25 protein-coding genes are annotated in these 26851 nt (G+C 53.2%); 17 read left to right on the top strand and 8 right to left on the bottom strand.

The window, feature by feature from the left end; all coding sequences use genetic code 11:
• The first annotated feature begins 9 nt into the window (after positions 1-9).
• From bamA to tilS, 13 genes are all read left to right on the top strand, one after another.
• On the top strand, positions 10-2421 hold the full coding sequence (gene bamA, locus J4685_RS15205) for an outer membrane protein assembly factor BamA (protein ID WP_001240922.1): 2412 nt from the start codon (positions 10-12) through the stop codon (positions 2419-2421).
• 122 nt (positions 2422-2543) lie between these two features.
• On the top strand, positions 2544-3029 hold the full coding sequence (skp, locus tag J4685_RS15200) for a molecular chaperone Skp (protein ID WP_000758966.1): 486 nt from the start codon (positions 2544-2546) through the stop codon (positions 3027-3029).
• Between the two features lie 3 nt (positions 3030-3032).
• Positions 3033-4058: a UDP-3-O-(3-hydroxymyristoyl)glucosamine N-acyltransferase gene (gene lpxD / locus J4685_RS15195; RefSeq protein ID WP_001139265.1), complete on the top strand. Its 1026-nt coding sequence runs from the start codon at positions 3033-3035 to the stop codon at positions 4056-4058.
• A gap of 105 nt (positions 4059-4163) precedes the next feature.
• Complete coding sequence (gene fabZ / locus J4685_RS15190) at positions 4164-4619, top strand: 3-hydroxyacyl-ACP dehydratase FabZ (RefSeq protein ID WP_000210741.1); 456 nt, start codon at positions 4164-4166, stop codon at positions 4617-4619.
• A 3-nt stretch (positions 4620-4622) separates the two neighbouring features.
• Entirely contained in the window at positions 4623-5411 is a 789-nt protein-coding gene (lpxA, locus tag J4685_RS15185; protein WP_000565950.1) for an acyl-ACP--UDP-N-acetylglucosamine O-acyltransferase, read from the top strand.
• Positions 5411-6559: a lipid-A-disaccharide synthase gene (lpxB, locus tag J4685_RS15180; protein WP_000741218.1), complete on the top strand. Its 1149-nt coding sequence runs from the start codon at positions 5411-5413 to the stop codon at positions 6557-6559. Before lpxA ends, lpxB begins: the two co-directional genes overlap by 1 nt.
• Positions 6556-7152, top strand: coding sequence for a ribonuclease HII (gene rnhB, locus J4685_RS15175; RefSeq protein ID WP_000569412.1), 597 nt, complete (start codon positions 6556-6558; stop codon positions 7150-7152). The genes lpxB and rnhB overlap by 4 nt, the downstream gene beginning before the upstream one ends.
• A gap of 23 nt (positions 7153-7175) precedes the next feature.
• A complete protein-coding gene (dnaE, locus tag J4685_RS15170) occupies positions 7176-10658 on the top strand; it encodes a DNA polymerase III subunit alpha (RefSeq protein WP_001294813.1) in 3483 nt (1160 codons plus the stop codon).
• A gap of 12 nt (positions 10659-10670) precedes the next feature.
• Complete coding sequence (gene accA, locus J4685_RS15165) at positions 10671-11630, top strand: acetyl-CoA carboxylase carboxyl transferase subunit alpha (RefSeq protein ID WP_000055753.1); 960 nt, start codon at positions 10671-10673, stop codon at positions 11628-11630.
• Between the two features lie 178 nt (positions 11631-11808).
• Entirely contained in the window at positions 11809-13572 is a 1764-nt protein-coding gene (locus J4685_RS15160) for a chitinase (RefSeq protein ID WP_000524182.1), read from the top strand.
• Positions 13573-13647: 75 nt separating this feature from the next.
• Positions 13648-15789 carry a lysine decarboxylase LdcC gene (gene ldcC / locus J4685_RS15155; protein WP_001021039.1) on the top strand — a complete coding sequence of 714 codons (2142 nt, stop codon included), beginning with the start codon at positions 13648-13650 and terminating at the stop codon, positions 15787-15789.
• Positions 15790-15844: 55 nt separating this feature from the next.
• Positions 15845-16234, top strand: a complete 390-nt coding sequence (locus J4685_RS15150; protein WP_000901088.1) for a VOC family protein — start codon at positions 15845-15847, stop codon at positions 16232-16234.
• Positions 16235-16296: 62 nt separating this feature from the next.
• Positions 16297-17589, top strand: coding sequence for a tRNA lysidine(34) synthetase TilS (gene tilS, locus J4685_RS15145; RefSeq protein WP_000210035.1), 1293 nt, complete (start codon positions 16297-16299; stop codon positions 17587-17589).
• Positions 17590-17672: 83 nt separating this feature from the next.
• On the opposite strand, the gene rof is transcribed toward tilS, so the two are convergent.
• Positions 17673-17933, bottom strand: a complete 261-nt coding sequence (rof, locus tag J4685_RS15140) for a Rho-binding antiterminator (protein WP_000062332.1) — start codon at positions 17931-17933, stop codon at positions 17673-17675.
• Positions 17920-18120, bottom strand: coding sequence for a YaeP family protein (locus J4685_RS15135; protein ID WP_001518678.1), 201 nt, complete (start codon positions 18118-18120; stop codon positions 17920-17922). Before J4685_RS15135 ends, rof begins: the two co-directional genes overlap by 14 nt.
• A gap of 197 nt (positions 18121-18317) precedes the next feature.
• Here J4685_RS15135 and J4685_RS15130 point away from each other — a divergent pair, with 197 nt between their 5' ends.
• Genes J4685_RS15130 through nlpE form a run of 3 tightly spaced genes read left to right on the top strand, consistent with a single transcriptional unit; the run spans position 18318 to position 20015 of the window.
• The gene (locus J4685_RS15130) at positions 18318-18863 is read left to right on the top strand and encodes a YaeQ family protein (RefSeq protein ID WP_001185326.1); all 546 of its coding nucleotides are present in this window, start codon (positions 18318-18320) and stop codon (positions 18861-18863) included.
• Positions 18860-19282 carry an alternative ribosome rescue aminoacyl-tRNA hydrolase ArfB gene (gene arfB, locus J4685_RS15125; protein WP_000560522.1) on the top strand — a complete coding sequence of 141 codons (423 nt, stop codon included), beginning with the start codon at positions 18860-18862 and terminating at the stop codon, positions 19280-19282. The genes J4685_RS15130 and arfB overlap by 4 nt, the downstream gene beginning before the upstream one ends.
• 31 nt (positions 19283-19313) lie before the next feature.
• Complete coding sequence (nlpE, locus tag J4685_RS15120) at positions 19314-20015, top strand: envelope stress response activation lipoprotein NlpE (protein WP_000252574.1); 702 nt, start codon at positions 19314-19316, stop codon at positions 20013-20015.
• Positions 20016-20088: 73 nt separating this feature from the next.
• Here nlpE and proS read toward each other — a convergent pair whose 3' ends face one another.
• The 6 genes from proS to metN all read right to left on the bottom strand — a co-directional run bounded on the left by proS (position 20089) and on the right by metN (position 25676).
• On the bottom strand, positions 20089-21807 hold the full coding sequence (gene proS, locus J4685_RS15115; protein WP_001260683.1) for a proline--tRNA ligase: 1719 nt from the start codon (positions 21805-21807) through the stop codon (positions 20089-20091).
• A 110-nt stretch (positions 21808-21917) separates the two neighbouring features.
• Complete coding sequence (gene tsaA, locus J4685_RS15110; protein ID WP_000093991.1) at positions 21918-22625, bottom strand: tRNA (N6-threonylcarbamoyladenosine(37)-N6)-methyltransferase TrmO; 708 nt, start codon at positions 22623-22625, stop codon at positions 21918-21920.
• Positions 22622-23026 (bottom strand): Rcs stress response system protein RcsF, encoded by a 405-nt coding sequence (gene rcsF / locus J4685_RS15105; protein WP_001202315.1) that lies wholly within the window; start codon positions 23024-23026, stop codon positions 22622-22624. Before rcsF ends, tsaA begins: the two co-directional genes overlap by 4 nt.
• A 118-nt stretch (positions 23027-23144) precedes the next feature.
• Positions 23145-23960, bottom strand: coding sequence for a methionine ABC transporter substrate-binding lipoprotein MetQ (metQ, locus tag J4685_RS15100; RefSeq protein WP_000874214.1), 816 nt, complete (start codon positions 23958-23960; stop codon positions 23145-23147).
• 38 nt (positions 23961-23998) lie between these two features.
• Positions 23999-24652 (bottom strand): methionine ABC transporter permease MetI, encoded by a 654-nt coding sequence (locus J4685_RS15095; protein ID WP_001287486.1) that lies wholly within the window; start codon positions 24650-24652, stop codon positions 23999-24001.
• Positions 24645-25676 (bottom strand): methionine ABC transporter ATP-binding protein MetN, encoded by a 1032-nt coding sequence (gene metN / locus J4685_RS15090; RefSeq protein ID WP_000594015.1) that lies wholly within the window; start codon positions 25674-25676, stop codon positions 24645-24647. Before metN ends, J4685_RS15095 begins: the two co-directional genes overlap by 8 nt.
• Positions 25677-25865: 189 nt before the next feature.
• On the opposite strand from metN, the gene gmhB reads away from it, so the two are divergent.
• Entirely contained in the window at positions 25866-26432 is a 567-nt protein-coding gene (gmhB, locus tag J4685_RS15085; RefSeq protein ID WP_001140158.1) for a D-glycero-beta-D-manno-heptose 1,7-bisphosphate 7-phosphatase, read from the top strand.
• The last annotated feature ends 419 nt before the right edge of the window (positions 26433-26851 follow it).

Raw genomic sequence — 26851 nt, 5'->3', positions numbered from 1 at the left:
ATAATAACGATGGCGATGAAAAAGTTGCTCATAGCGTCGCTGCTGTTCAGCAGCGCCACCGTATACGGTGCTGAAGGGTTCGTAGTGAAGGACATTCATTTCGAAGGCCTGCAGCGAGTCGCCGTTGGTGCGGCTCTCCTCAGTATGCCGGTGCGCACAGGCGACACGGTTAATGATGAAGATATCAGTAACACCATTCGCGCTCTGTTCGCCACCGGCAACTTTGAGGACGTCCGCGTCCTGCGCGATGGTAATACCCTTCTGGTTCAGGTAAAAGAACGTCCGACCATTGCCAGCATCACTTTCTCCGGGAACAAGTCGGTGAAAGATGACATGCTCAAGCAAAACCTCGAAGCGTCTGGCGTACGTGTTGGCGAGTCTCTGGATCGCACCACGTTGTCTGATATCGAAAAAGGTCTGGAAGACTTTTACTATAGCGTAGGTAAATACAGCGCCAGCGTTAAGGCGGTCGTCACGCCGCTACCGCGCAACCGTGTTGATCTTAAACTGGTGTTCCAGGAGGGCGTATCGGCGAAGATCCAACAGATCAACATCGTCGGTAACCATGCCTTTAGCACCGAAGAACTCATTTCTCATTTCCAGTTGCGTGACGAAGTGCCGTGGTGGAACGTCGTCGGCGATCGTAAATACCAGAAACAGAAGCTGGCGGGCGACCTTGAAACCTTGCGCAGCTACTATCTGGATCGCGGCTACGCGCGTTTCAATATTGACTCCACGCAAGTGAGTCTGACGCCGGATAAGAAAGGGATCTACATCACCGTCAATATCACCGAAGGCGATCAGTACAAGCTTTCCGGGGTTCAGGTGAGCGGTAACCTGGCCGGACATTCCGCTGAAATTGAGAAACTGACGAAAATTGAACCGGGCGAGCTCTATAACGGCACCAAAGTGACCAAAATGGAAGATGACATCAAAAAGCTTCTGGGTCGCTATGGTTACGCCTATCCGCGCGTGCAGTCACAGCCTGAAATTAACGATGCTGACAAAACCGTAAAACTGCGCGTAAACGTCGATGCGGGCAACCGTTTCTACGTGCGTAAGATCCGCTTTGAAGGCAACGACACCTCAAAAGATTCCGTTCTGCGCCGTGAAATGCGCCAGATGGAAGGGGCGTGGCTGGGCAGCGACCTGGTTGACCAGGGGAAAGAGCGTTTGAACCGTCTCGGCTTCTTTGAAACCGTCGACACCGACACGCAGCGTGTTCCGGGTAGCCCGGATCAGGTTGATGTTGTGTACAAGGTGAAAGAGCGCAACACCGGTAGCTTTAACTTCGGTATCGGTTACGGTACAGAAAGCGGCGTTAGCTTCCAGGCCGGCGTTCAGCAGGACAACTGGTTAGGTACCGGTTATTCCGTGGGGATTAACGGTACCAAAAACGACTACCAGACCTACAGCGAACTGTCCGTTACTAACCCATACTTTACCGTTGACGGCGTGAGCCTCGGTGGTCGTATCTTCTATAACGACTTTGAAGCGGATGATGCCGACCTGTCCGACTATACCAACAAGAGTTACGGTACGGATGTGACGCTTGGCTTCCCCATCAACGAGTACAACACGTTGCGTGCTGGTCTGGGTTATGTCCATAACAAACTGTCCAACATGCAGCCGCAGATCGCGATGGATCGTTATCTTGAATCGATGGGCGACCCTGATGCCAGCGATTTTGCTGCCGACGACTTCACCTTTAACTACGGCTGGACCTATAACAAGCTTGACCGTGGGTATTTCCCGACGGACGGCTCGCGAGTCAACCTGACGGGTAAGGTGACGATTCCAGGTTCCGACAACGAATACTACAAAGTGTCGCTGGATACCGCGACCTATGTGCCTATCGATAACGATCACAAGTGGGTGGTTTTGGGGCGTACTCGTTGGGGTTATGGCGATGGTTTAGGCGGCAAGGAAATGCCGTTCTATGAGAACTTCTATGCCGGTGGTTCCAGTACCGTGCGTGGTTTCCAGTCGAATACTATCGGCCCGAAAGCGGTCTATAAAAATGGCGCCCACACTAGTTGGGACGATAATGATGATTACGAAGATTGTACTCAGGAATCAGGCTGTAAATCAGATGATGCGGTAGGTGGTAATGCCATGGCTGTCGCCAGCCTGGAATTTATTACCCCGACGCCGTTCATCAGCGAAAAGTATGCCAACTCGGTTCGTACCTCCTTCTTCTGGGATATGGGTACCGTTTGGGATACGAACTGGGATCCGTCATCTGCGCCGTCAGATGTACCGGATTACAGCGATCCAGGCAACATCCGTATGTCCGCGGGTATCGCATTACAATGGATGTCCCCATTGGGGCCGTTGGTCTTCTCCTACGCCCAGCCGTTTAAAAAGTACGATGGAGACAAAGCCGAGCAGTTCCAGTTTAACATTGGTAAAACCTGGTAATTGTTCACTGCAAAGGAATGCATTGGTAGTGTAGCGATGACTTTTGGCGATGCCCCCAGGGATCGCCAGGCCACGCAAAGAGCTGTACCTTCGGGTGCAAATGGGATGGTAAGGAGTTTATTGTGAAAAAGTGGTTATTAGCTGCAGGTCTTGGTTTGGCGATGGTAACGTCCGCACAGGCTGCTGACAAAATTGCAATCGTCAACATGGGCAATCTGTTCCAACAGGTTGCGCAGAAGACGGGTGTATCCAATACACTGGAAAACGAATTTAAAGGCCGTGCGGCTGAACTGCAAAAAATGGAAACCGATCTGCAATCTAAAATGCAGCGTCTGCAATCCATGAAAGCAGGTAGCGATCGTACTAAGCTGGAAAAAGACGTGATGTCTCAGCGCCAGACTTTCGCACAAAAAGCGCAGGCTTTTGAGAAAGATCGCGCTCGTCGTTCCAACGAAGAACGCAACAAACTGGTGACTCGTATCCAGACTGCGGTGAAAAAAGTGGCTAACGACCAGAGCATCGATCTGGTGGTAGACGCAAACACCGTTGCTTACAACAGCAGCGATGTGAAAGACATCACCGCTGACGTACTGAAACAGGTTAAATAAGTAATGCCTTCAATTCGACTGGCTGACTTAGCAGAACAGTTGGATGCAGAATTACACGGTGATGGCGATATCGTCATCACCGGCGTTGCGTCCATGCAATCTGCAACAACAGGCCACATTACGTTTATGGTAAATCCTAAGTACCGTGAACACTTAGGTTTATGCCAGGCTTCTGCGGTTGTCATGACGCAGGACGATCTTCCTTTTGCCAAGAGCGCGGCGCTGGTAGTTAAAAATCCCTACCTGACCTACGCGCGCATGGCGCAAATTTTAGATACTACGCCGCAGCCCGCGCAGAATATCGCGCCAAGCGCCGTGATTGATGCGACGGCAACGCTGGGTAGCAATGTTTCAGTCGGCGCGAATGCGGTGATTGAATCTGGCGTACAACTGGGCGATAACGTGGTTATCGGCGCAGGCTGTTTCGTCGGAAAAAATAGCAAAATCGGGGCGGGTTCACGCTTGTGGGCGAACGTAACGATTTACCACGACATTCAGATCGGTGAGAATTGCCTGATCCAGTCCAGTACGGTGATCGGCGCGGACGGTTTTGGCTACGCTAACGATCGTGGCAACTGGGTGAAGATCCCACAACTGGGCCGGGTCATTATTGGCGATCGTGTCGAGATCGGCGCTTGTACCACCATTGACCGTGGCGCGTTGGATGATACTGTTATTGGCAATGGCGTGATTATTGATAATCAGTGCCAGATTGCACATAACGTCGTGATTGGCGACAATACGGCAGTTGCCGGTGGCGTCATTATGGCGGGTAGCCTGAAGATTGGCCGTTACTGCATGATTGGCGGCGCCAGCGTGATCAATGGGCATATGGAAATATGCGACAAAGTCACGGTAACTGGCATGGGTATGGTGATGCGTCCCATCACGGAACCGGGCGTCTACTCCTCAGGCATTCCGCTGCAACCCAACAAAGTATGGCGTAAAACTGCTGCACTGGTGATGAACATTGATGATATGAGCAAGCGTCTCAAAGCGATTGAGCGCAAGGTTAATCAACAAGACTAACGTTCCGCCTTGTAGTTGCCATTCTTTTCCGGCCTGTCACATTCATACGATTGCGGCAGGCCGTGTTATTATTGCCTTTTTGTATATTTGGACAGGAAGAGTATTTTGACTACTAACACTCATACTCTGCAGATTGAAGAGATTTTAGAGCTTCTGCCGCACCGTTTTCCGTTTTTACTGGTCGATCGCGTGCTGGACTTTGAAGAAGGTCGTTTTCTGCGTGCAGTGAAAAATGTCTCCGTCAACGAGCCGTTTTTCCAGGGGCATTTCCCGGGCAAACCGATTTTGCCAGGCGTGCTGATTCTGGAAGCGATGGCGCAGGCAACCGGTATTCTGGCGTTTAAAAGCGTTGGTAAACTGGAACCTGGCGAACTGTATTATTTCGCGGGTATTGATGAAGCGCGCTTTAAGCGTCCGGTGGTGCCAGGCGATCAGATGATCATGGAAGTCACTTTCGAGAAAACGCGCCGTGGCCTGACCCGCTTTAAAGGGGTTGCGCTGGTCGACGGTAAAGTCGTGTGCGAAGCAACCATGATGTGTGCTCGTAGCCGGGAGGCCTGATTCGTGATTGATAAATCCGCCTTTATTCATCCTACCGCCATTGTGGAAGACGGCGCTGTAATTGGCGCTAATGCCCACATTGGTCCCTTTTGTATTGTTGGGCCGCAGGTCGAAATTGGTGAGGGAACCGTACTGAAGTCTCATGTGGTCGTGAATGGTCAAACCAAAATCGGCCGCGACAACGAGATTTATCAGTTTGCCTCCATCGGTGAAGTGAACCAGGATCTGAAATATGCGGGTGAGCCGACCCGTGTGGAAATTGGCGATCGTAACCGCATCCGCGAAAGCGTCACCATTCATCGTGGTACAGTGCAGGGCGGTGGGTTGACGAAGGTGGGTAGCGATAACCTGCTGATGATCAATGCGCATGTCGCACATGATTGTACGGTAGGTAATCGCTGTATCCTCGCCAACAACGCCACGCTGGCGGGGCACGTATCAGTCGATGATTTTGCGATTATCGGCGGTATGACGGCAGTTCATCAATTCTGCATTATCGGTGCGCATGTGATGGTCGGCGGCTGCTCCGGCGTGGCGCAGGATGTCCCTCCGTATGTGATTGCGCAGGGTAACCATGCGACGCCGTTCGGGGTAAATATCGAAGGGCTGAAGCGTCGCGGCTTTAGCCGTGAAGGGCTGGTGGCGATTCGTAATGCCTACAAACTGTTGTACCGCAGTGGTAAAACGCTCGACGAAGCGAAGCTGGAAATCGCTGAACTTGCTGAAAAGCATCCGGAAGTGAAGGCGTTTACCGAGTTCTTTGAGCGTTCAACGCGCGGTCCGATTCGTTAATGGCGGCACAGCGTCCTTTAACGATTGCCCTGGTCGCCGGTGAAACGTCCGGCGATATTCTTGGCGCAGGCTTAATTCGTGCGCTGAAAGCGCGCGTACCCAACGCCCGTTTTGTGGGCGTTGCGGGGCCGCGTATGCAGGCCGAAGGGTGTGAAGCTTGGTACGAAATGGAAGAGCTGGCGGTCATGGGCATTGTTGAAGTGCTCGGACGTTTACGCCGTTTGTTGCATATCCGCGCCGATCTGACCCGCCGTTTTACCGAACTCAAGCCCGATGTCTTTGTCGGGATTGATGCCCCTGATTTCAATATTACCCTCGAAGGTAATCTGAAAAAACAAGGGATTAAGACCATTCATTATGTCAGCCCGTCCGTTTGGGCCTGGCGACAGAAACGCGTTTTCAAAATAGGCAGATCCACCCATATGGTGTTGGCTTTTCTGCCTTTCGAAAAAGCGTTTTACGATAAATTTAACGTCCCGTGCCGCTTTATCGGTCACACCATGGCGGATGCCATGCCGCTGGACCCGGATAAAAATGCGGCGCGCGACGTGCTGGGTATCCCGCATGACGCCCATTGTCTGGCGCTACTGCCAGGCAGCCGTGGCGCGGAAGTGGAAATGCTCAGCGCCGATTTCCTGAAAACCGCACAATTGCTGCGACAGCGCTATCCCGATCTGGAAGTGGTAGTGCCGCTGGTGAACGCGAAACGCCGCGAGCAGTTTGAAAAAATTAAAGCGGAGGTTGCGCCGGATCTCGCCGTTCATTTGCTGGACGGCATGGCGCGCGAGGCGATGATCGCCAGCGACGCGGCTCTGCTGGCCTCGGGTACGGCGGCACTGGAGTGTATGCTGGCAAAATGCCCGATGGTAGTGGGATATCGTATGAAGTCCTTCACTTTCTGGCTGGCGAAACGTCTGGTGAAAACGGAGTATGTGTCTTTGCCTAACCTGCTGGCGGGAAGAGAATTAGTCAAAGAGCTGTTGCAGGAAGAGTGCGAACCGCAAAAACTCGCCGAAGCGCTGTTGCCGCTACTGGCGAACGGTAAAACCAGCCATGCGATGCACGACACCTTCCGTGAGCTGCATCAGCAGATCCGCTGTAATGCCGATGAGCAGGCGGCAGATGCCGTCCTGGAGTTAGCACAATGATCGAATTTGTTTATCCACACACCCATTTAGTGGCGGGTGTGGATGAAGTGGGCCGTGGCCCGCTGGTGGGCGCCGTAGTGACCGCCGCCGTGATCCTCGATCCGGCTCGTCCGATCGTCGGTCTGAATGATTCCAAAAAATTGTCTGAAAAGCGTCGTCTGTCATTGTATGACGAGATTAAAGAAAAGGCGTTAAGCTGGAGTCTGGGACGCGCGGAAGCGCATGAAATTGATGAGCTGAATATTTTGCACGCCACCATGCTCGCCATGCAGCGCGCTGTCGCTGGTCTGCATATTGCGCCAGAATATGTGCTGATCGACGGCAATCGCTGTCCGGAACTGCCTGTGCCGTCAATGGCCGTGGTGAAAGGCGACAGCCGCGTGGCGGAGATTAGTGCGGCGTCTATTCTGGCGAAAGTCACCCGCGATGCAGAAATGGCGGCGCTGGATATCGTTTTTCCTCAGTATGGCTTTGCGCAGCACAAAGGCTATCCAACCGCTTTTCATCTGGAAAAGTTGGCACAGTATGGCGCGACGGCGCACCACCGACGCAGTTTTGCGCCTGTTAAACGCGCTCTGGGACTTGTGTCCTGATTCTTGTATCGAGAAATCTGAAGATGTCTGAACCACGTTTCGTTCACCTGCGGGTGCACAGCGACTACTCTATGATCGATGGGCTGGCGAAGACCGGGCCGCTGGTGAAAAAGGCGGCCTCATTAGGTATGCCTGCGCTGGCGATCACCGATTTTACCAACCTCTGCGGTCTGGTGAAGTTCTACGGAGCGGGTCATGGCGCGGGCATTAAACCCATCGTCGGGGCGGACTTTAACGTTCACAACGAACTGCTGGGAGATGAGCTGACTCATCTGACGGTACTGGCGGCGAATAATACGGGATACCAGAACCTGACGTTGCTGATCTCGAAAGCGTATCAGCGCGGCTACGGCGCGGCAGGCCCGATTATCGAGCGCGACTGGCTGGTAGAGCTTAAAGATGGTTTGATCCTGCTTTCCGGCGGGCGCATGGGCGACGTAGGCCGCTGTCTGCTACGCGGCAACCAGGCGCTGGTGGAGGAGTGCGTTGCTTTCTATGAAGCGCATTTTCCCGATCGCTACTTCCTGGAACTGATCCGTACCGGCAGACAGGATGAAGAGACCTATCTCCATGCTGCGGTTGAACTGGCTGAGGCACGTGGTTTGCCGGTTGTCGCGACAAACGATGTCCGTTTTCTTGAAAGCGATGATTTTGACGCCCATGAGATTCGTGTCGCGATCCACGACGGTTTCACGCTCGACGATCCTAAACGTCCACGCAATTATTCACCGCAGCAGTATATGCGCAGTGAAGAAGAAATGTGCGAGCTGTTCTCCGATATTCCGGAGGCGCTGGAAAATACGGTGGAGATTGCCAAACGCTGCAACGTAACGGTGCGTCTGGGTGAATATTTCCTGCCGCAGTTCCCGACCGGCGATATGACCACCGAAGATTATCTGGTCAAAAAATCGAAAGAGGGGCTGGAAGAACGTCTGGCTTTCCTGTTTCCGGACGAAGAAGAGCGCAAAAAGCGTCGCCCGGAATATGACGAGCGTCTGGATATTGAACTACAGGTTATCAACCAGATGGGGTTCCCTGGCTACTTCCTCATCGTGATGGAGTTTATCCAGTGGTCAAAAGATAACGGCGTGCCGGTAGGGCCGGGACGTGGTTCCGGGGCCGGTTCGCTGGTGGCCTACGCGCTGAAAATTACCGACCTTGATCCGCTGGAATTTGACCTGCTGTTCGAACGTTTCCTGAACCCGGAACGTGTCTCGATGCCTGACTTCGACGTTGACTTCTGTATGGAGAAACGCGACCAGGTGATTGAGCACGTCGCAGACATGTACGGGCGTGATGCGGTATCGCAGATTATCACCTTCGGTACGATGGCGGCGAAAGCCGTTATCCGCGATGTGGGCCGCGTGCTGGGGCATCCGTACGGTTTTGTCGATCGTATCTCGAAGCTGGTGCCGCCCGATCCGGGCATGACGCTGGCAAAAGCCTTTGAAGCGGAACCGCAACTACCGGAAATTTACGAGGCGGACGAAGAGGTCAAAGCGCTGATCGATATGGCGCGTAAGCTCGAAGGTGTCACGCGTAACGCCGGTAAGCACGCTGGCGGCGTGGTCATCGCGCCGACCAAAATTACCGACTTTGCGCCGCTATACTGCGATGAAGAGGGCAAGCATCCGGTTACCCAGTTTGATAAAAGCGACGTGGAATATGCCGGGCTGGTGAAGTTCGACTTCCTCGGTTTGCGTACGCTGACTATCATCAACTGGGCGCTGGAGATGATCAACAAGCGGCGGGCGAAGAATGGCGAGCCACCGCTGGATATCGCCGCCATTCCGCTGGACGATAAAAAAAGCTTCGACATGCTGCAACGCTCGGAAACCACGGCGGTCTTCCAGCTTGAATCGCGCGGTATGAAAGACCTGATCAAGCGTCTGCAACCTGACTGCTTTGAAGATATGATCGCGCTGGTGGCCCTGTTCCGTCCCGGCCCGTTGCAGTCAGGGATGGTAGATAACTTTATCGACCGTAAGCACGGTCGTGAAGAACTCTCTTACCCGGACGTTCAGTGGCAGCATGAAAGCCTGAAGCCGGTACTGGAGCCGACCTACGGCATCATTCTGTATCAGGAACAGGTGATGCAGATTGCCCAGGTACTTTCCGGGTATACTCTCGGCGGCGCGGATATGCTGCGTCGTGCGATGGGTAAGAAAAAGCCGGAGGAGATGGCCAAACAGCGTTCCGTTTTTGAAGAGGGCGCGAAAAAGAACGGTATCGACGGCGAACTGGCGATGAAAATCTTTGACCTGGTGGAGAAATTCGCCGGTTACGGGTTTAACAAATCGCACTCCGCCGCTTATGCGCTGGTTTCTTACCAGACGCTATGGCTAAAGGCGCACTATCCGGCTGAATTTATGGCGGCGGTAATGACCGCCGATATGGACAACACCGAGAAGGTCGTCGGCCTGGTGGACGAGTGCTGGCGGATGGGACTGAAAATTCTGCCGCCGGATATTAACTCCGGATTGTACCATTTCCACGTTAACGATGAGGGCGAGATCGTCTACGGTATCGGCGCGATCAAAGGCGTCGGCGAAGGGCCGATCGAAGCGATCATCGACGCGCGTAATCAGGGCGGCTATTTCCGCGAACTGTTTGATCTGTGCGCGCGGACCGACACCAAAAGGCTCAACCGCCGGGTGCTGGAAAAGCTGATCATGTCCGGGGCGTTCGACCGCCTGGGGCCGCACCGCGCCGCGCTGATGAACTCATTGGGCGATGCGCTGAAAGCCGCCGACCAGCACGCCAAAGCGGAAGCTATCGGTCAGGCGGATATGTTCGGCGTACTGGCGGAAGAGCCGGAGCAAATCGAGCAATCCTATGCCAGCTGCCAGCCGTGGCCGGAGCAGGTGGTGTTAGATGGGGAACGTGAAACGTTGGGGCTGTACCTGACGGGCCACCCCATCAATCAGTATTTAAAAGAAATTGAGCGCTATGTCGGCGGGGTAAGGCTCAAAGACATGCATCCGACAGAACGTGGTAAAGTCACCACGGCTGCGGGGCTCGTGATTGCCGCAAGGGTTATGGTCACCAAGCGCGGCAATCGTATCGGCATCTGTACGCTGGATGACCGTTCCGGGCGTCTGGAAGTGATGTTATTTACCGACGCGCTGGATAAATACCAGCAGTTGCTGGAAAAAGACCGCATACTTATCGTCAGCGGACAGGTCAGCTTTGATGACTTCAGCGGGGGGCTTAAAATGACCGCCCGCGAAGTGATGGATATTGACGAAGCTCGCGAAAAATACGCTCGCGGGCTTGCTATCTCGCTGACGGACAGGCAAATTGATGACCAGCTTTTAAACCGACTCCGTCAGTCTCTGGAACCCCACCGCTCGGGGACCATTCCAGTACATCTCTACTATCAGAGGGCGGATGCGCGTGCGCGGCTGCGTTTTGGCGCAACGTGGCGTGTCTCTCCGAGCGATCGTTTACTTAACGATCTGCGTGGCCTCATTGGTTCGGAGCAGGTGGAACTGGAGTTTGACTAATACAGGAATACTATGAGTCTGAATTTCCTTGATTTTGAACAGCCGATAGCAGAGCTGGAAGCGAAAATCGATTCTCTGACTGCGGTAAGCCGCCAGGATGAGAAACTGGATATTAATATCGATGAAGAAGTCCATCGCCTGCGCGAAAAAAGCGTAGAACTGACGCGCAAAATCTTCGCCGATCTCGGCGCATGGCAGGTAGCCCAACTGGCGCGCCATCCGCAGCGTCCGTACACCCTGGATTATGTCCGTCTGGCGTTTGATGAGTTTGATGAGCTGGCGGGCGATCGCGCCTATGCTGATGACAAAGCCATCGTCGGCGGTATCGCGCGTCTGGAAGGGCGACCGGTGATGATCATTGGTCATCAGAAAGGTCGTGAAACCAAAGAAAAAATTCGTCGTAACTTTGGCATGCCAGCGCCGGAAGGCTACCGCAAAGCGCTGCGCCTGATGGAAATGGCTGAACGCTTCAACATGCCGATTATCACCTTCATCGACACCCCGGGCGCTTACCCTGGCGTGGGCGCGGAAGAGCGTGGTCAGTCTGAAGCCATCGCCCGCAACCTGCGTGAGATGTCTCGTCTGAACGTACCGGTCATCTGCACCGTGATTGGCGAAGGCGGCTCCGGCGGCGCATTGGCGATTGGCGTGGGTGATAAAGTGAATATGCTGCAATACAGCACCTATTCCGTTATCTCCCCGGAAGGTTGCGCCTCTATTTTGTGGAAGAGCGCCGACAAAGCGCCATTGGCTGCTGAAGCAATGGGCATCATCGCGCCGCGTCTGAAAGAGCTGAAGCTAATCGATTCCATCATTCCGGAGCCGCTGGGCGGCGCGCACCGTAATCCGGAAGCGATGGCGGCATCGCTAAAAGCGCAGTTGCTGGAAGATTTAGCCGATCTCGATGTGTTAAGCACCGATGATTTAAAAAACCGTCGTTACCAGCGTTTGATGAGCTACGGTTACGCCTAATCATTTACCTCATTTTTCCCAGGAGGCCGGATAATCCGGCCTCTTTTTTTGGACGAGGAAAAATGAGATGCCGATGAGTTGATGTGATTAAACGCAACGGCATGTTCTCCCTGACACTGTATCAACTGCCAGGCGTGTGGCCAGGGCAGGCAGTGAACTACCCTTCAAGGAGAAAATTATGGGATTGCAAAAAACACTGGCGCTCAGCGCCGTAGCGGCAGGGATCATGTTGAGCTTATCCGGTGCGCAGGCCGCGCCGCTGCTTAGCAGTAGTGAGCCAATGACCATTAACGCCAGCGATCTGGCGGTGAAAGAGAAAGCGCTAACGGATTTTCCGTTAATGGAGGCCGTGAAATCCTCTATTCAGACGTTGGATAACAGCGCGGTTGAACAAATCGAACCGGGGCGCGCCGCTAACCCGGCAAACGTAAAACGCGTTGAAAGTATTCTGAAGGAGGCCGACTGGGATTATCTGTTCCCGATGCGCGCGCCGGAATACACTTACTCTAACTTCCTGAAAGCGATAGGTAAATTCCCGGCGGTTTGTGGTACCTACACCGATGGACGCGATAGCGACGCTATCTGCCGTAAAACCCTGGCTACTATGTTTGCGCATTTTGCTCAGGAGACGGGCGGTCACGAAAGCTGGCGTGACATTCCGGAATGGCGTCAGGCGCTGGTCTATCTGCGCGAAGTCGGCTGGACTGAAGGGCAGAAAGGCGGCTACAACGGCGAATGTAACCCGGATGTATGGCAGGGCCAGACCTGGCCGTGCGGTAAAGATAAGGACGGCGATTTCCTCAGCTATTTTGGTCGCGGGGCAAAACAGCTTTCTTATAACTACAACTATGGGCCTTTCTCTGACGCGATGTATGGCGACGTTCGCCCTCTGCTGGATAAACCCGAGCTGGTGGCGGATACCTGGATGAACCTGGCGAGCGCCGTCTTCTTCTTTGTGTATCCGCAGCCGCCGAAGCCGTCTATGCTACATGTGATTGACGGTACCTGGCAGCCAAACGATCGCGATAAAGCAAACGGCCTGGTATCAGGTTTCGGCGTCACTATTCAGATCATCAATGGCGGCGTGGAGTGCGGCGGCGCAGATGAGAATGCGCAGTCGCTTAACCGTATCGCCTACTACAAAGAGTTTGCCAACTACCTGAAAGTGCCGGTGCCGGCTGACGAAGTGTTGGGCTGTAAAAAGATGAAGCAGTTCGATGAAGGCGGCGCTGGCGCGTTACCGATCTATTGGGAACAAGACTGGGGCTGGAGCGCCGATACTGCGGACGGTAAAACCTATTCCTGCCAGTTAGTTGGATATCAGACGCCGTATACCGCCTTTAAAGAGGGCGACTACACGAAATGTGTACAGCATTATTTCAACGTTAATGTCGTCGATGATAACGGAACCACTGAACCGGATGTCACGCCAACTCCGGCGCCAGTGACGGATGAAAACGTGGCGCCAGTCGCGCGCATTGCCGGGCCGGTCGGGGCAGTGGAAGCCGGTAGCCCGGTTTCACTCAGCGCGGAAGGATCGACCGACGCGAATGGCGACAAGCTCACCTGTACCTGGATGTCTCAGGATGGCAAAACGCTGAGCGGCCAGGATAAAGCCGTTGTCATTTTCAACGCGCCGGATGTCGCTCAGAACACCCAGTATGTGGTGAATCTGACCGTTAGCGACGGTACGCTCTCCAGTACAGCGGTTTATACGCTGAATGTGAAAGCGAAGGCCGCCGCTGCGGATGACGAAGATAAGACCACCAGCTATCCTGCCTGGAGCAGCAGCCAGAAATGGAATCCGGGCGACATCGTCAACAGTAATGGCGCGTTGTACCAGTGCAAACCGTTCCCGGAAGGCTCATGGTGTAATGTTGCGCCTGCCTATTATGAGCCCGGTGTAGGGATTGCCTGGGCCGATGCATGGAACGCATTGTAATAAGATAAATCCTGTCGGTGCTTTGCATCGGCAGGATTGTTACTATGCTTATCTCAGGTTTTTTCAGGAGAAAGCATGAACATCATCGCCATTATGGGGCCGCACGGGGTTTATTATAAAGATGAACCCATCAAGGAGCTTGAGCGTGCATTACAATCCCTGGGATTTCAAATTATCTGGCCGCAAAATAGCGTTGACTTGTTGAAGTTTATTGAACATAACCCGCGCATCTGCGGCGTTATTTTTGACTGGGATGAATACAGTCTCGACCTTTGTAGCGAAATCAACCAGCTAAATGAACACCTTCCTCTCTACGCCTTTATCAATACCAACTCCACGCTGGACGTTAGCGTTCACGATATGCGCATGGCGCTGTGGTTTTTTGAGTATGCGTTGGGGCTGGCTGAAGATATCGCGACGCGCATTCATCAATATACAAACGAATATCTCGATAATATTACGCCGCCGTTTACCAAAGCGCTGTTTACCTACGCCAAAGAAGGAAAATATACCTTTTGTACGCCGGGTCATATGGCGGGAACGGCGTATCAGAAAAGCCCGCCAGGCTGCCTGTTTTATGACTTTTTTGGCGGCAATACCTTAAAAGCTGATGTGTCGATTTCGGTGACTGAGCTGGGATCGCTGCTGGATCACACCGGGCCGCATCTGGAAGCGGAAGAGTATATCGCCCGTACTTTTGGCGCCGAGCAGAGCTATATGGTGACGAACGGTACGTCGACTTCGAATAAAATTGTCGGTATGTATGCCGCGCCTGCGGGAAGTACGCTACTCATTGATCGTAATTGTCATAAATCGCTGGCGCATTTGCTGATGATGAGCGATGTGGTGCCTCTCTGGTTGAAGCCGACGCGCAATGCGCTCGGCATTCTCGGCGGTATTCCCCGAAGGGAATTTACCCGTGCAAGCATCGAAAGCAAGATAGAGGAGACCCCTCAGGCGCAATGGCCGGTTCATGCGGTTATCACCAATTCGACTTACGATGGTCTGCTGTATAACACTAACTGGATCAAGCAGATGCTGGACGTTCCCTCGATCCATTTTGATTCCGCCTGGGTACCCTATACCCATTTCCATCCGATCTACCAGGGGAAAAGCGGGATGAGCGGCGATCGGGTGCCCGGAAAAGTGATTTTCGAAACGCAATCCACCCATAAAATGCTGGCGGCTTTTTCGCAGGCGTCGCTTATTCATATCAAAGGGGAATATGACGAAGAGACGTTTAACGAAGCGTTTATGATGCACACTTCCACATCGCCGAGCTATCCCATTGTCGCCTCTATCGAGACCGCGGCGGCGATGCTGCGCGGCAATCCAGGGAAAAGATTGATTAATCGTTCGGTGGAACGGGCGCTCCATTTTCGTAAAGAAGTACAGCGGTTACGTGAAGAGTCCGATAGCTGGTTCTTTGATATCTGGCAGCCGGAAGAGGTTGATGAGGCCGAATGCTGGCCGGTCACGCCGGGAGAAACCTGGCATGGCTTCACCGATGCCGATGACGATCATATGTTCCTCGATCCGGTTAAGGTGACAATCCTGACGCTGGGGATGGATGAACAGGGCAACATGAGCGAAGAGGGGATACCCGCCGCGCTGGTGGCGAAGTTCCTCGATGAGCGAGGCGTGGTGGTGGAAAAAACCGGGCCGTATAATCTGCTGTTTTTGTTCAGCATAGGGATTGATAAGACCCGTGCGATGGGGCTGCTGCGCGGACTGACGGAATTTAAACGCGCCTATGATCTTAACCTGCGCGTCAAAAATATGTTGCCGGATCTGTATGCGGAAGATCCGGATTTTTATCGCAATATGCGCATTCAGGATCTGGCGCAGGGGATCCATAAACTGATCCGCCAGCACGATCTTCCGGGGCTGATGTCGCGGGCGTTCGAGGTTTTACCGGAGATGATCATGACCCCGCACCAGGCCTGGCAGCGTCAGATCAAAGGCGAGGTGGAAACCGTGGCGCTCGATCAACTGCCAGGGCGCGTTTCCGCGAATATGATCCTGCCTTATCCGCCAGGCGTTCCGCTGTTGATGCCCGGCGAGAGGATCACGCAACAGAGTCGGGCCGTGCTCGATTTTCTGCTGATGCTCTGCTCGATTGGCCAGCATTATCCCGGTTTTGAAACGGATATTCACGGCGCGAAACGGAATGAAGACGGGGTGTACCAGGTACGAGTCTTAAAACACGCCTGCTAGCTTGCCTGACGGGAATGTGACGAGTAACGTACTGATAATCAATAAAGGAGACGCTATGCTGGGATTAAAACAGGTTCATCACATCGCGATCATTGCGACAGACTATGCGGTGAGCAAGGCGTTTTATTGCGATATTCTGGGGTTCGATCTGCTAAGCGAAGTCTGGCGGGAAGAGCGTGACTCGTGGAAGGGCGATTTGGCGCTAAACGGGCAGTATGTGATTGAGCTTTTCTCTTTTCCCTTCCCTCCGGCGCGTCCAAGCCGACCTGAAGCCTGTGGCCTGCGCCATCTGGCTTTCAGCGTGGAAAATGTGGAAAACGCCGTTGCGCATCTGGAAAAGCATCAGGTTAAGTGCGAACCGATACGCATCGATCCGTATACCGGGAAGCGCTTTACTTTTTTCAACGATCCGGACGGTTTACCGCTTGAGCTGTATGAGCAGTAAGGCTTGTCATTAAGACGCTCGCCAGGTAACGTTGCCGGGCTAAGTCACTATAAGCATGGATCATGACCACTCTCACGTTGAATACCTCGTTACTCTCTTCTTGCCGTATTCTGGCTGCCTTTAGCGGCGGCCTGGATTCTACGGTGCTTCTGCATCAACTGGTGTTGTGGCGAGAACGCCATCCTGACGTCACGCTGCGTGCTATCCATATTCATCACGGTTTAAGCCCTCATGCTGATAGCTGGGTGCGGCATTGCGAAACCGTATGCGAACGCTGGCAGGTTCCGCTGGTAGTGGAGCGGATGACGCTGGCAGATAATGGCCTGGGTATCGAGGCCCATGCGCGTGAAGCGCGCTACCGGGCGTTCGCACAGACGCTATTGCCTGGCGAAGTGCTGGCAACCGCGCAGCACCTTGACGATCAGTGTGAAACATTCCTGCTGGCGTTAAAGCGTGGCAGCGGTCCGGCCGGACTTTCCGCGATGGGAGAACGCTCGCCTTTTGCCGGAACTCTGCTTCTTCGCCCGCTGTTGAGAGAAACGCGGAAGACGCTGGAACAGTGGGCTGTGCGTCATGGCTTATGCTGGATTGAAGATGAAAGCAATCAGGATGACGCCTACGATCGCAATTTTTTACGCCTGCGCGCGCTTCCGCTCTTACAGCGGCGCTGGCCGCATTTTCCTGCGGCGGTAGCCCGTAGCGCGACGCTCTGCGCCGAGCAAGAAAGGCTGCTGGATGAGCTTCTGGCCAGCGATCTTACGGACTGTATCACGGCGGAGGGAACATTGCGGCTCTCTCCATTGATGTTGATGAGCGATGTACGGCGGGCAGCGATTTTGCGTCGCTGGCTGGCGATGCGTAATGCGCCGATGCCCTCTCGCGACGCGCTGGAACGTATCTGGCAGGAAGTGGCGCTGGCGCGCGACGATGCCTCTCCCTGTTTACGCTTTGGCGATCACGAGATTCGCCGTTATCAGTCGCAACTGTGGTGGATTAAATCCGTGGCCGGACAACACGAAACGACGGTCGTCTGGCCCGTCTGGCAAACACCGCTGGCGCTGCCTGCCGGCTTAGGGACGGTACAGCTCGTTCCTGGCGGCGAACTGCGCCGACCGCGAGAGGAAGAATCCGTCAGCATTCGGTTTAAAGCGCCAGGCGTATTACATATTGTCGGGCGTAACGGTGGACGTAAGTTAAAGAAAATCTGGCAGGAGCAGGGGATCCCGCCCTGGCGACGAGATACCACGCCGTTGTTGTTTTACGGCGAAACGCTGATTGCGGCTGCGGGTGTTTTTGTGACGCGTGAGGGAGCAGCAGAAGATAAAGAAGGGGTGAGTCTGGTTTGGCATGCCTGATGGCGCTGCGCTTATCAGGCCTGCGTATCGCATGGAACGTAGGCCGGATAAGGTGCTTGCACCACCATCCGGCAACAAAATACTCAGGATTCGCTAACTACCACGGTACCAATTTCCGGGTGGCTGAAACTGGCGATTTTATCGAGACGAAGCTCACAAGACTCGCCGGAAACTTCGGCAAGCAGATATTCTACGTTTTTACGTAAGATCAAATCGTTCGCTTTTGCCTGCAAAACCTCGCCATTTTTTAACGTTAGCGTCAGTATTAAATGATGCATGCAGGCAAGCTCAAGACTATCGTAGTCATCGCAATTAATGGGTTGATACGTTTCATTCATTGACATAATCGCTCACCAGTAAGTTCGCGGCAGCATAAGCTGCCTTTTCCCTGACCGACTCTGAAAGGGCGCTATCTGCCGCCACTTCATTAAGCACTTTCAATACACAACCCAGCGCATCCGGGACATACCCTAAGTCTCCGCTGGCGATTTCCGCATACCGCTTGCGTACTAACTCACAATATTTTTCCACATGCCCTCCTGTCAGCATTCTGACTTAACCGTGGATGCAAGTCTAAGCCTACGAAGTTAAATCTTGTTTAGCAAGGTGACTATACCATACTCATTTGCGCAATATCAGCGCCTGACGCGAGTGGATAAAAGATTCGTTAACAGCCTTTTAGCGCGGTTTTCGCTACAATGGGCGCCTGATTCGAAAGGAGTTTTCTCATGGCGCTTAAAGCGACAATTTATAAAGCCGTCGTCAATGTGGCTGACCTTGATCGCAACCGGTTTCTGGATGCGGCATTGACGCTGGCGCGTCACCCTTCTGAAACGCAGGAGCGCATGATGCTGCGCCTGTTGGCATGGATAAAATATGCTGATGAACGGTTGCAGTTTACACGTGGGCCCAGCGCGGAAGATGAGCCGGAGGCCTGGCTGCGTAACGATCATCTGGGCATCGATCTCTGGATAGAGCTGGGGCTGCCGGATGAGCGCCGTATTAAGAAAGCCTGTACTCAGGCGAGCGACGTCGCGCTCTTTGCTTATAACTCCCGGGCGGCGCAAATCTGGTGGCAGCAGCATCAAAGCAAGTGCGCGCAGTTCGCTAACCTGTCCGTCTGGTATCTGGATGACGGGCAGCTGGCGCAGCTCAGTGAATTTGCCGATCGTACCATGACGCTACAGGCGACGATTCAGGACGGCGCAATCTGGCTTTCTGATGCTCGGAATAATCTGGAAATACAGCTAACCGCCTGGCAACAGCCCTCATGATTGCCATCTCCCGGACGGTCTCCATAGCCGATAATGAGCTGGAAATTACGGCCATTCGCGCGCAGGGCGCGGGTGGTCAGCACGTAAATAAGACCTCTGGCGCGATTCATTTGCGCTTTGACATTCGGGCCTCTGGCCTGCCAGAGTATTATAAACAGCGTTTGCTGACGGCCAGCCACCATCTGATAAGCGATGATGGCGTCATTATCATTAAGGCGCAGGAGTTCCGGAGCCAGGAGCTCAACCGGGAAGCGGCTATCGCCAGGCTGGTTGCCGTCATAAAAGAATTAACCGCGGAGCAGAAAAGCCGTCGCGCAACCCGTCCGACGCGTGCCTCGAAAGAGCGCCGCTTGTCCTCAAAGGCGCAAAAATCTTCTGTAAAGGTGCTTCGCGGCAAAGTTCGTCGTCCACTGGATTGACGGGCAGGAATAGCAATTTCATAAGGATTTTATGGTGAGAACAGCAATATTGTCAGTAGCGGCAGCCTGTACGCTATTTGCATTGATAGGGTGTAATAACCGTGCGGAAGTTGACGCCCTGCAACCTGCGCAGGCGGCGGAATTAAAACCCATGCAGCAAAGCTGGCGCGGCGTGCTGCCCTGTGCGGATTGTGAAGGTATTGAAACGTCACTGTTTCTGGAAAAAGACGGCACATGGGTGATGAACGAGCGCTATCAGGGCGTGCGCGAAGAACCTTCCTCTTTTGCGTCATACGGTACCTGGGCGCGGACGGCGGATAAACTGGTGTTAACCGACAGCAATGGCGAGAAATCGTATTATCGCGCGAAAGGCAATGCGCTGGAGATGCTCGACAGAGAAGGCAATCCGGTGGCTTCGCAGCTTAATTATACGCTGGTGCCTGTTACCGCCAGCCTGCCGGTAACGCCAATGCCGCTGCGTGGTATGTATGTATACAGGGCCGATGCGGCGACCTTTACCGATTGCGCGACCGGAAAACGGCTGCCGGTCGCCAGTAACGCCCAGCTTGAGCGCGGCTATCTGGCGGCGAAAGGTGAAGCGGAAAAACCGGTGCTGCTGACGGTCGAAGGGCATTTTGTGTTTGCCGCGAATCCGGACACGGGCGAGCCGGTAAAAACGCTAATAGCTGATAAAAATGTGAAGTTTGCGCCGGGTAAAGATTGCACTCACTAATAAAAGGCCTCGCAGGGTGCGAGGCCTTTACATATCTGCCGGATGGCGCCGGGCAATCCCAACAAAATGTCGTTTAGCCTTTAATCGCCTTGACCAGATAATCAACGATATCGCCGGTTTTAATCAGCGATTTTTCACCGCTACGACGGTATTTATACTCAATATCGTCGTTATCCAGGTTGCGATCGCCAATCACGATAGTATGTGGAATACCAATCAGCTCCATATCGGCAAACATCACGCCCGGGCGCTCTTTACGATCGTCCATCAGCACTTCAATACCCTGCGCGCGCAATTCGCTGTACAGCTTTTCCGCCAGCTCCTGCACACGGAAGGATTTGTGCATATTCATCGGCAGAATAGCGACCTGGAAAGGTGCAATGGCGTCAGGCCATACAATGCCGCGCTCGTCAAAGTTCTGCTCGATAGCCGCGGCAACGACACGTGTTACGCCGATACCATAGCAGCCCATTGTCAGGATCTGGTTACGGCCATCTTCACCCTGAACGGAGGCTTTCAGCGCTTCTGAGTACTTGGTACCTAACTGGAAGATGTGACCCACTTCGATACCGCGTTTGATAAGCAACGTTCCCTGACCATCCGGACTCGGATCGCCGGCGACTACGTTACGGATGTCGGCAACAACAGGCGTCGCCACATCGCGATCCCAGTTAATACCAAAGTAGTGTTTACCGTCGATGTTAGCGCCAGCGGCAAAATCGCTCATGGCGGCAACGGTACGATCGATGATGACCGGAATCGGCATATTGACCGGGCCGAGGGAGCCAGGGCCGGCATTAATTACGGCGCGAATCTCTTCTTCAGTAGCGAAGGTCAGCGGGCTGGCAACGTGCGGCAGTTTTTCCGCTTTAACTTCATTCAGTTCATGATCGCCGCGAACCAGCAGAGCCACCAGCGGAGACTTGCTGTCTTTCACCGCTTTCACCAGCAGCGTTTTTACCGTTTTTTCAATTGGCAGGTTGAATTGTTCCACCAGCTCCGCGATGGTTTTGGCATTTGGCGTATCGACCAGAGTCATTTCCTGCGTCGCCGCTGCGCGCGGCGTTTGCGGCGCGATAGCTTCTGCCAGTTCAATGTTAGCCGCGTAATCAGAAACATCAGAGAAAACGATATCGTCTTCGCCGCTTTGCGCCAGCACCTGGAATTCATGCGAGGCGTTGCCGCCGATAGAACCGGTATCGGCCTGTACCGCGCGGAAATCCAGCCCCATACGGCTGAAGATACGGCTATACGCGGCGTACATGGCGTCATAGGTTTCCTGCAACGATTCCTGAGAGGTATGGAAAGAGTAAGCATCTTTCATCAGGAATTCGCGCGAACGCATCACGCCAAAGCGCGGACGCACTTCATCACGGAATTTGGTCTGGATTTGGAAGAAGTTCAGCGGCAACTGCTTATAAGAGCTGAGTTCATTACGCACCAGGTCGGTGATAACTTCTTCGTGGGTCGGGCCGAGTACGAACGGACGCTCGCCACGGTCGACAAAACGCAGCAGTTCCGGACCGTACTGTTCCCAACGACCACTCTCTTGCCACAGGTCGGCTGGCTGAACGACTGGCATCGACACCTCGATAGCACCGGCGTTGTTCATCTCTTCACGCACGATGTTTTCGACTTTTTTCAGGACGCGCAGGCCGGTCGGCAGCCAGGTATATAACCCGGAGGCGAGCTTGCGGATCATCCCGGCGCGCAGCATCAGCTGGTGGCTGATAACCTCGGCGTCGGCAGGTGTCTCCTTCAGAGTGGAGAGCAGGTATTGGCTAGTACGCATGTTGTTACGGTTCCAGTTGAACGATCGAACAGGCTCAATGTGAGCCTGATACAAAAAAAGTGATTTAGTTTACCAGCGTGCAAGAGATGTCAAAAGAGAAGGGCGTGAAATTACCGTGGTTCCAGCGCAAACACTTCAAATCCGGTGTTAACCACACGCCAGCGCACGTTAAAATCATGCAGCCAGACGGCATAGGTTTTGCCCGTCTCTTCACCCTTACGATAAGCCGGGCGAGGATCTTGCGCCAGCACATCGCAAATAAATGTCCGTAGCTGCGGATAACGCCTTTCCAGCGTCGTAAGCTGTTGAGCCACTTCAGCGGTAAAACTCACAGGCATTTCAGCTATCGGCGCCTGTTGCGCATAGCTGGCGGCGGCGTCCGGTAAGGCCTCGGCAAACGGTAAATACGGTTTGATATCCACCACCGGCGTGCCATCCACCAGATCCAGACTGCCTAATTTCAGAATTACGCTCTCTTTCCGGCACTCGATACTTTTTAGCGCAACGAGCGACATGCCAATCGGATTGGGGCGGAACGTGGAGCGCGTGGCAAAAACGCCCATTCTGGCGTTACCGCCAAGACGGGGCGGGCGAACTGTTGGCCGCCAGCCGCCGTCCATCGTCTGATGAAAAACGAAAAGTACCCACAAATGGCTGAACGCTTCCAGGCCGCGAACGGCATCGGCCTGGTTGTAAGGCGCTATCAGATGCAGTTCGCCGCAGGCGCTTTTGACCAGACCAGGCTGGCGCGGAACGGCGAATTTTTCTTTATAGGGGGAGCGAATAACGCCGATTTGTTCAAACTGAAAGCTGCTCATTTCGCCGAAATATTCAGGGCGGACCCGATACAAACCGCCTGACGATAGCAGCCTGGCGTGCCGCTGGTAATTTCACAGCTGTGCAGCAGGACGGCGTTGGCTTTCATTTTAGATGCATTAATCTGCATACGCTTGCGCGCAGTTGGAATGTTAGGCGGAGAGTCTTGATTTGTCGCCTGGCAGGATTCGCCGCTAACCTCGCCAAGATCGCGGAAAGGTTTGCCGACTAAGTCTTCAGCATTGGTGTAAATCCTGACGGGAGCGGCACGCGGCGCTTTAGGTTTCTCCGGCTCCGCTTTTGGCGGGGTTGCGGTGCTTTGAACGGGTTCAACAGGGGATCTGCTTAGCATGGAACAACCGCCCAGCATGAGTGCCAATAAACAGATCGGTAAAGCACGCATAATATTTCCTCAATGAATGTTCTAATTGCCAGATATTGAATCAGGAGCTTGCATAAATGACAAGACGGGCAATAGCCCGTCCTGAATAATATTACAGATTGTGGAATCAGCCTAAAACTTACCAGCCTTTCACCGCGCCGCCATTAAAAATTTTATTTGCGGCTTCGTACACTTCATCAGACTGGTAAGCCTGAACGAATTTTTTCACATTCTCGGCGTCTTTGTTATCTTCACGTGTCACGATCAGGTTAACGTACGGAGAATCTTTATCTTCAACGAAGATACCGTCTTTCGCTGGCGTCAGGCCAATCTGGCTGGCGTATGTCGTATTGATGACTGCTAACGCGATCTGCGCGTCATCCAGCGAACGCGGCAACTGCGGCGCTTCCAGCTCAACAATTTTCAGATTTTTCGGGTTTTCGACGATATCCAGCGAGGTAGGAAGCAGACCGACGCCGTCTTTCAGTTTAATCAGCCCTACTTTTTGCAGCAGCAACAGGGAACGACCAAGGTTGGTCGGGTCGTTAGGCACAGCGACCTGGGAACCGTCCTTGAGCTCATCCAGAGATTTGATTTTTTTGGAATATCCTGCAATGGGATAGACAAAAGTCTTACCAACGGAAACCAGTTTGTAGCCTCGATCTTTGATTTGCTGATCCAGATACGGTTTGTGCTGGAAGGCATTGGCATCGATGTCGCCTTTGCTCAGCGCTTCATTAGGCAGAACATAATCATTAAAGGTCACCAATTCCACGTCCAGGCCGTATTTTTCTTTCGCGACTTTCTGCGCAACTTCGGCAACTTGCTGCTCTGCGCCAACGATTACGCCGACTTTAATATGATTTGGATCTTTTTCATCCTGACCGCAACCCGCAAGTGCCAGAGAACCAATCAGAGCACCCACTGCCGCAAAGGTTTTGAATTTGAACGCCATGCTTATTTCCTTAATGAGTATTTGTGTTGTGTTTAACGTTACTTATGCGTGACAGCCCTGACGATGCGATCGCCGGATAACTGAATTAAATAAACCAGAACGACAAGTAATACCAGCACCGTATTCATCACGGTAGCATTGTATCCAATATAACCGTACTGATAGCCGATTTGACCGAGGCCGCCTGCGCCGACGGCGCCGCCCATTGCGGAGTAACCGACCAGGGTGATCAGTGTAATGGTTGCCGCATTTACCAGACCAGGCAGCGCTTCCGGTAAAAGGATTTTACGTACAATTTGCAGCGGCGTGGCGCCCATCGCTCGCGAGGCTTCAATCAGCCCGGCAGGGATCTCTAACAACGCATTTTCCACCATACGGGCGATAAAAGGCGCGGCGCCGACGGTCAGCGGTACAATCGCGGCCTGCAAACCAATGGAGGTGCCGACAATTATTCGGGTAAAAGGAATCATCCACACCAGCAGGATGATAAAGGGAATCGAGCGGAAAATATTGACCACCGCAGAGAGGGAGCGATACAGCCTGGCGTTCTCCATAATCTGCCCCGGGCGCGTAACATACAGCAATACGCCAACCGGCAGGCCAATCACGAAACCGAAGAAACCGGAGACAAAGGTCATCGCCAACGTTTCCCAAACGCCACGAACCAGTAACCACATCATTGCCTCAGACATAACCCAGTACCTCTACTTTCACATGGTGATCCTGCAGCCAGGCAATTGCGGCTTGCGTCTCTTCTTGTGTGCCGTGCATTTCCGTTAGCATAATGCCGAACTTCACACCGCCCGCGTAATCCATCTGCGCGCTAATAATATTATTGTTCACGTTGAAACGACGCGCGGTTTCAGAAAGCAGCGGGGCATCCACAGACTGTCCGGTGAACTCCATGCGCAGCATCGGCACGCTGTCAGTTTCCGGCGACGCTTTCAAACGCGCCTGGTAATCTTCCGGAATGTCCAGGTGCAGAGTGGACTGAATAAACTTCTGCGCCAGCGGCGTTTTAGGATGCGAGAAGACTTCGCTGACCGTATCCTGCTCAATAAGCTCGCCATTACTGATGACGGCAACGCAGTCGCAGATACGTTTTACGACATCCATTTCATGAGTGATAAGCAGAATCGTCAACCCCAGACGACGGTTGATATCTTTCAGCAATTCCAGAATCGAACGGGTCGTCGCGGGATCAAGCGCGCTGGTGGCTTCATCGCACAGCAACACTTTTGGATTACTGGCTAACGCGCGGGCAATCGCGACACGCTGTTTCTGACCGCCGGAAAGATTTGCCGGATAGCTGTCGTGCTTGTCGCCAAGACCGACTAAATCCAGCAGCTCTGTGACACGGCGTTTGATCTCTTCCTTTGGTGTGTTATCCAGTTCCAGCGGCAACGCGACGTTGCCAAACACGGTACGGGAAGAGAGCAGGTTAAAATGTTGGAAAATCATGCCGATTTGACGGCGAGCTTTGGTCAACTCAGACTCTGAAAGCGTTGTCAGCTCCTGACCGCCTACCATTACGCTTCCTTCAGTAGGACGTTCAAGTAAGTTTACGCAGCGAATGAGCGTACTTTTACCGGCGCCGGAGGCGCCAATGACGCCGTAAATTTGTCCGGCAGGCACGTGCAGGCTGACATTGTTCAGCGCCTGAATGGTGCGCGCCCCCTGCTGGAACACTTTGGTAATATTCGAAAGTTTAATCATTGATTCTTTATTATCGTAATGAAATGAGCGGAGGCATTTTCGTCTGCCTAATACGGTCAACGCCGTCAACAGAATGGATGTTAAGGCATCCAGACGTCTAAATCAATCAGGCTTTATACGATGAGCACTTTCTTGCCTGCTGAAACATGCGATACTAGCGCCACTTGCTTTACTCAGGAGCTATAAAAGGTGGCAAAGTCTGTACCCGCAATTTTTCTCGACCGTGACGGCACCATTAATGTGGATCACGGCTACGTACATGAAATCGATGCATTTGAGTTTATAGACGGCGTTATTGACGCTATGCGCGAGCTAAAAAAAATGGGCTATGCGCTGGTGGTGGTGACGAACCAGTCCGGAATCGCGCGCGGCAAATTCACTGAGGCGCAGTTTGAAACGTTAACCGAATGGATGGACTGGTCGTTGGCGGATCGCGATGTTGATTTGGACGGCATCTATTATTGTCCTCACCATCCGCAGGGCAGTATAGAAGAGTTCCGTCAGGTATGTGATTGTCGCAAGCCGCATCCAGGAATGCTTATCTCGGCGCGTGATTTCCTGCATATCGATATGGCGGCTTCTTATATGGTGGGGGACAAGCTGGAAGATATGCAGGCGGCAGCGGCGGCAAATGTCGGGACAAAAGTGCTGGTGCGTACGGGCAAACCGGTCACGGCAGAAGCAGAAAACGCGGCGGACTGGGTGTTAAACAGCCTTGCTGACCTGCCATCAGCGATAAAAAAGCAGCAAAAATAAGCGTTATGGATAAAAGATGAGCGGTTAAAACAAAAATGCATTTTTCCGCTTGTCTTCCTGAACCGACTCCCTATAATGCGCCTCCATCGACACGGCGGATGTGAATCACTTCACACAAACAGCCGGTCGGTTGAAGAGAAAAATCCTGAAAATCAGGGTTGACTCTGAAAGAGGAAAGCGTAATATACGCCACCTCGCGACGGTGAGCTGAAAGCCGCGTCGCACCTGCTCTTTAACAATTTATCAGACAATCTGTGTGGGCACTCGAAGATACGGATTCTTGACGTCCTCGGACGAAAAATGAATACCAAGTCTCAAGAGTGAACACGTAATTCATTACGAAGTTTAATTCATTGAGCATCAAACTTTTAAATTGAAGAGTTTGATCATGGCTCAGATTGAACGCTGGCGGCAGGCCT

Origin of the sequence: Salmonella sp. 32100201201700099SM, from assembly GCF_017572645.1 — a bacterium.
GTDB classification, from domain to species: Bacteria; Pseudomonadota; Gammaproteobacteria; order Enterobacterales; family Enterobacteriaceae; genus Salmonella; species Salmonella enterica.
The sequence above is the reverse complement of the archived record's forward strand: the minus strand, read 5'-3'. Positions and strand labels throughout refer to the sequence as shown.